This is a genomic window from Nostoc sp. NOS(2021), assembly GCF_017115025.1.
Lineage (GTDB): Bacteria > Cyanobacteriota > Cyanobacteriia > Cyanobacteriales > Nostocaceae > Nostoc.
On record NZ_JABXKM010000110.1, the window covers coordinates 1 to 4,271 of the forward strand.

The window sequence follows — 4,271 nt, forward strand, 5'->3', positions numbered from 1 at the left end:
TATTAAGATTTGGCGGTTGTCTCAGTGAAATCGGCGGTTAGAAACATTTACCTGAAAATTGCTGTAATCCAAAATCCAAAATCCAAAATCTAAAATCCAAAATTGGTATGAGTTCTCTAACTTTACAGTTCCCCCCGGCGCTGAAATTGACAGACGAAGAATTTGAACAGCTTATTGCTGTTAATCAAGAATTACGACTGGAATTAACCGCTCAAGGAGAATTAGTTATTATGTCACCTACCGGGGGAGAAACTGGAGAGCGTAACTTGGATATAGAAGGTCAATTATGGTTATGGAACCGTCAAAATAAGCTCGGAAAAGCGTTTAATTCTTCTACAGGTTTTAAATTGCCAAATGGTGCAACTCGTTCCCCGGATGCGTCTTGGGTAAAGATGGAAAGATGGGAAGCTCTCACGCCAGAGCAAAGAAAGAAATTCCCACCCTTATGTCCTGATTTTGTAGTGGAATTGGTTTCTGAAACTGATGATTTAGAAGATACTCAAGCAAAAATGTGGGAATATATCAAGAACGGTTTGCGTCTAGGTTGGTTGATTAATCCTAAAAATAGGCAAGTAGAAATTTATCGCTCTAACCAACCAGTGGAAGTTTTACAATCTCCCCGAAATCTATCAGGTGAAGATGTATTGCCGGGATTTTTATTAGATTTAGACCCAATTTTTGCATAGAATCTAACGGTTCGGTTAGATGTGTTTATCCCTCCAAAAGGATGTTTAAAAAGTACTGGGCGAATATAATTCGCTACTACACAAACTCTCGTCGTCCTACCGCCAAAGGATTAGAAATCAAGGGTTTTGTCTGTGTAGTCACGACTTCCAGTCGTCAAGGCAAATAATAAATTAGACTTTTCAAACAACTTCTCATATCCTCCCAGCCCACGGCAAGAAAGCAGTAGTTTCAAGTAACCTAAATTATCAGAAGATAGTCAATCTGTATTTACCGAGTTCCTGTGGATTCTTGGAAGTAACAACTATATAGTAAGTATCATCTTCAGGCAACCTAGCTCGGTCAATTAAAGCACTGTACACACCATCTTTGTCTTTGTCTTTATATATAGCGATCGTCCGTCCTTGAGAATTTAGCAAAGCTACGTAAGGAGAAAATTCTTCATCAACACTATCTACACGAATACTTACAAGCTGATTTTTTCTCCCTTGAAAATTAGAAACATTGTAAGCGCCTCCATTTTGTTTCAGGGTTGAGCTTTTGGCACTTAGTTGACCTGATTCATCTAAAGTATAGCTAGCTCTGTCATTCCTCAGAGCCAAACTATAGCGACCTATCTCTCCAGGATCTCGACTAGTAACTGCGATTTTGTAAGTGCCATTCTTAGGCAGTCGTGCAAAAATGAATGCATCATCGCCACCACTGCTTTTATCCAAAGCGCCTTTTTTGACGATGATATTATTATCAGGATCGTGCAAAAACAACAAGGGTTTTAAACTCAAGTTATTTGATCTACGTGTATCATTACTGCCAATAAGCCTAATTTGGACTAATTGATTTTCTCTACCCTCAAACTGGTAGAAATGAAAATATCTACCTTGATCTCGAAAGTCACGCTTACTCAGAATACCCAACTCAACATCTACAAAGTTAATTTCCTTAAAAGTAGGTGTCGCGGACGAAGAAAGCGCTGAATTGTCGAGATTTTGGTTCCCACTTGTAGCTATATTAGAACTTGGCTTGCGAACTCTCCCAGAGCCGCCATTGGAACGATTGGAGTTTGAGTTAGAAGCTCTATGTGCAGATGATCTAGAAGTAGAGTCACCATTAGAACGATTGGAGTTTGAGTTAGAAGCCCTACGTCCAGATGATCTAGGAGTAGAGTCATCATTTGAAGCGTTGGAGGTTCGCTGGGAATTTTCTGTGTTAGACGATATCCGACGAGTTTGTATTGGTGACTCAATAGATGTCTTCCGTCTTGGAGATACTGATGCTGGCAAAGCAGGAATTTGCTCAATTGCTTTTTTTACTGCTTCTGGTTGTCTCTCATCGGGTGATTTGGCAATTATGAAGTATTGAGAATTTTGAGGTTTTCCCAAAGCACTTATAGGTAGCACATTAGTCGTGATCAAAAAACTACTACTCAAGCAACAAATGAAAATGTGGCTTAATTTGCGACGAGAGGTCTTGTTTTCTACTAGCATAATTACGCTCCTAATTTTGCTGATGATTTTGTATTTAAGAGATAGACAAATTTTAAGTCTAAAAATTTATATTCCAATTTAGACTACTAGTACACTGTGGCGTCAGTTTGCCTACCTTTAACCAGTTGCTCAGAACAACTTGTCTGGTTTGAGATGGTAGCTAGATTTTTGCCAAACTGTACTAGAGTGAATGTCAATTTTGTCAGTATATACTGAGCTACAAGCTGAAATTGCTGCTTTTCGGATTTTGGCCGAAATATTTTTGCCAAACTGAGCCAGATGCTGCCGAACTACTAAATCGAGAATATATATATTGAATTGACGCCAATCAATTCCTTAAAAGGCATTGGTCAAGCACAACTTTTTTCAAGTTTTTTAAATTGTTCAATACCTGATCAGGTAAGGAAATTGGGGATTTGTATAGTATCTCAGTGATATTGACTAACAAGAGAGATTATACTGCATGACTTAAGATGAATATATACCCCAATTGAAATGGATTCCCAGTATGCTCTGTTGTGTGAATCCCGATTGCCAAAAACCCTTAAATCCTCATAAAAACAACTATTGCCAAAGTTGTAGAGCGGAATTGATACCCCTGCTGGGAGGTCGCTATCGCCCCACGCAGGTGTTGTCAGATGAGGGCGGATTTGGTAGAACCTATTTGGCAGAAGATGTACACAAACTGAATGAATGCTGTGTTGTTAAGCAATTCGCACCAAAACTTCAAGGAACTGGGCCACTAACAAAAGCGGTTGAGCTATTTAAACAAGAAGCTAGGCGACTGCAAGAACTCGCAGAACATCCGCAAATTCCAACTTTATTGGCTTATTTTGAGCAAAATGGCTATCTGTTTTTGGTGCAGCAGTTTATCGATGGGCACAACTTGCTTAAGGAATGGGAGACGCGGGGAAGCTATAGCGAAACAGAGATTCGCGAACTTTTGCTAGATTTACTGCCCGTGCTGAAGTTTATCCATGTACGGGGAGTGATTCATCGGGATATCAAACCACAAAATATTATTCGCCGTCAAAGTGACGGGCGATTAGTGCTAATTGATTTTGGAGCCTCCAAGCTGCTGACGGCAACAGTGCAGACTAAAATGGGTACTGTTATTGGCTCACACGGTTACACTGCACTTGAACAGATGCAAGATGGAAAAGCTTACCCAGCCAGTGATTTATTCAGTTTGGGGGCGACTTGTTTTCATCTACTGACTGGGGTTCGCCCATCTCAACTGTGGATACAGCAGGGCTATAGTTGGGTTGCATCTTGGCGACAATATTTGATTAGTCCAGGTAGGAACGGGGTTTCTGTGTCTATAGAGTTGGGTGAAGTTTTGGATAAGCTGTTGCAACTAGATATCCAAAAGCGTTACCAATCGGCTGATGAAGTCATCACTGACTTGACACGTCGGCTACCACCGTTGTCATCAGTGCCCCCAACTCTAATTACACCAACATTTACAGCCACCCCAGCAAACAAAGGGTCCATTTCACCAAAACCAAATAACAAGTTAACAAGTCAACTGCTTTTAGGTACTAGCATTTTGGTGTTGGGATTGGGAGGAGTTTGGTATTTCCAGACTCGCCCCCATACAATGAGGGAGTTTTCTCCACCAATTCCTCAGCCGATTTCTCAGCCGATTTCTCAGCCGATTCAACCACAAAAAAACGTCTCGGAAAATTATTTTCTGCCCAAACCCCTCAAGGGGCATTCCAGCGATGTGAATTCCGTAGCTTTCAGTCCTGATGGTAAAACTCTTGCTAGTGGCAGTGATGATAAGACTATCAAGCTATGGAATTTGGCAAGTGGACAGGAAATCCACACTTTAGAAGGAAATTCCGATTGGATTTGGACTGTAGCTTTCAGTCCTGATAGCAAAACCCTTGCCAGTGGTAGTGCGGACAAGACAATCAAACTGTGGAATTTGGAGACAGGAAAGTTAATCCGCACCTTAGAGGGACATAGCGACGGAGTTAGTTCCGTAGCTTTCAGTCCTGATGGCAAAACCCTTGCTAGTGGCGGTGCTAGTAAGGACAAGACAATTAAATTGTGGAATCTGGAGACAGGAAAGTTAATCCGCACCTTGCAGGGACATAG

4 protein-coding genes and 1 pseudogene are annotated in these 4,271 nt (G+C 41.0%); 4 read left to right on the forward strand and 1 reads right to left on the reverse strand.

Translation table 11 applies throughout. From position 1 onward, the window contains the following. Positions 1-107 precede the first annotated feature (107 nt). Both HWQ41_RS13840 and HWQ41_RS13845 read left to right on the forward strand, forming a co-directional pair. Entirely contained in the window at positions 108-686 is a 579-nt protein-coding gene (locus HWQ41_RS13840; protein ID WP_292763535.1) for a Uma2 family endonuclease, read from the forward strand. 41 nt (positions 687-727) lie between these two features. Further along, complete coding sequence (locus HWQ41_RS13845; protein WP_292763536.1) at positions 728-853, forward strand: hypothetical protein; 126 nt, start codon at positions 728-730, stop codon at positions 851-853. A gap of 79 nt (positions 854-932) precedes the next feature. On the opposite strand, the gene HWQ41_RS13850 is transcribed toward HWQ41_RS13845, so the two are convergent. Further along, positions 933-1,598, reverse strand: a complete 666-nt coding sequence (locus HWQ41_RS13850) for a pre-peptidase C-terminal domain-containing protein (RefSeq protein WP_292763537.1) — start codon at positions 1,596-1,598, stop codon at positions 933-935. Positions 1,599-1,659: 61 nt separating this feature from the next. On the opposite strand from HWQ41_RS13850, the gene HWQ41_RS13855 reads away from it, so the two are divergent. Continuing rightward, positions 1,660-2,043, forward strand: a complete 384-nt coding sequence (locus HWQ41_RS13855; protein ID WP_292763538.1) for a hypothetical protein — start codon at positions 1,660-1,662, stop codon at positions 2,041-2,043. A 633-nt stretch (positions 2,044-2,676) separates the two neighbouring features. After that, positions 2,677-4,271, forward strand: a pseudogene (locus HWQ41_RS13860) (serine/threonine-protein kinase); the annotation flags it as partial.

Bases quoted from the DNA above. Each gene is read 5' to 3' on its own strand.
- HWQ41_RS13845 (WP_292763536.1), top strand. From the start codon at position 728: ATGTTTAAAAAGTACTGGGCGAATATAATTCGCTACTACACAAACTCT.
- HWQ41_RS13840 (WP_292763535.1), top strand. From the start codon at position 108: ATGAGTTCTCTAACTTTACAGTTCCCCCCGGCGCTGAAATTGACAGAC.